This window comes from Rhizobium sp. CF142 (genome assembly GCF_000281145.1).
Lineage (GTDB): Bacteria > Pseudomonadota > Alphaproteobacteria > Rhizobiales > Rhizobiaceae > Rhizobium.
In genome coordinates this window covers 1-1,058 of sequence record NZ_AJWE01000077.1, presented here as the reverse complement: position 1 = coordinate 1,058, position 1,058 = coordinate 1, and the positions used below count along the sequence as shown (strand labels likewise).

Annotated in this window: 1 protein-coding gene; it reads left to right on the top strand. The window is 55.3% G+C overall.

The annotated features are described in order from the left end of the window. Window positions 1-394 precede the first annotated feature (394 nt). Window positions 395-1,058, top strand: a 664-nt coding sequence (locus tag PMI11_RS15665) for a cache domain-containing protein (protein ID WP_007818652.1), incomplete at its 3' end; no start/stop codon positions are given.

Genomic DNA, 1,058 nt, shown 5'->3' with positions numbered 1-1,058 from the left:
CGGCCGAAACGCTGGCTGCCGATACCGATGAACTGCTCGGCCTTATCAGAGGCTTCCGCATCAGCTCTGCCGGTGTCGCTCCGGCCATGCATCAGGGTCGCCGCGCCGCTTAAAGACGGGGCGGAGACATCAGGCCTTTTCATCACCAAAGTATTAGCGGCCGCCGGATGAAGATCCGGCGGTTTTGCTTTTGGCGCCCCCCAGATTTGTAGGGAAATTTTGTCCAAAATCTAATAAAATTAAAGCTTTATTATAGGATGAATGCCAATCGTAGCTAACCGGTCGCAGCATGTTCCTTTAGCAGCGGTAGATGCGTCGCCTTTATCTGGCGCGCTCGCACAGGCGGTAGAAAACCGCACCGGAATGCAGCCCCTCATTCCCGTTGCGAGGCATTATGAAAAATTTGAAAATATCGAAGCAGCTTATCTTGCTGGTCATCGGCCTGATGGTAGCGTTTGCGATCGCGACTACCCTCCAGGTCCGCTCCTCGGTCAATGCGATCTACAAGGAACGCTATGACATGCTGCGTTCGGAGGTCCAGTCCGCGGTCTCCGTTCTCAAGCTCTATCAGGCAAAGGTGACTTCAGGCGAAATGAAGCTGGAAGACGCCCAGAAGCAGGCCTACACCACGCTCAACGCCATGAAATACGACCCCGATGGTTATTTCTTCGGCTATAGCTACGACATCCAGATGATGTTCCACTATGACGCCTCGAAAATCGGCCAGACCAACAAGGGGCAGCCGGACAGCAAGGGCAAGCTCTATCGCGAAGAGCTGGTCAAGGTCGGGCAGCAGGGCGGTGGTCTCGTCGAATATTATTCCACAGCCAAACCCGGCCAGCCCGTTGGCGATTATCGCAAGACGGCCTATGCGCTGGCCTTCGATCCCTGGAAGGTCGTGGTCGTCACCGGCGTCTACATGGACGATCTCGATGCTCAGGTGAACGACAAGATTCTGTCCGCGCTGTCTGGCAGCATCGTCCTGTTCTTCTTCGCCATTGTCGCCGCCTATCTGGTCATCCGCGGTATTTCGAACCCTCTGAAGGACGTGCACAACG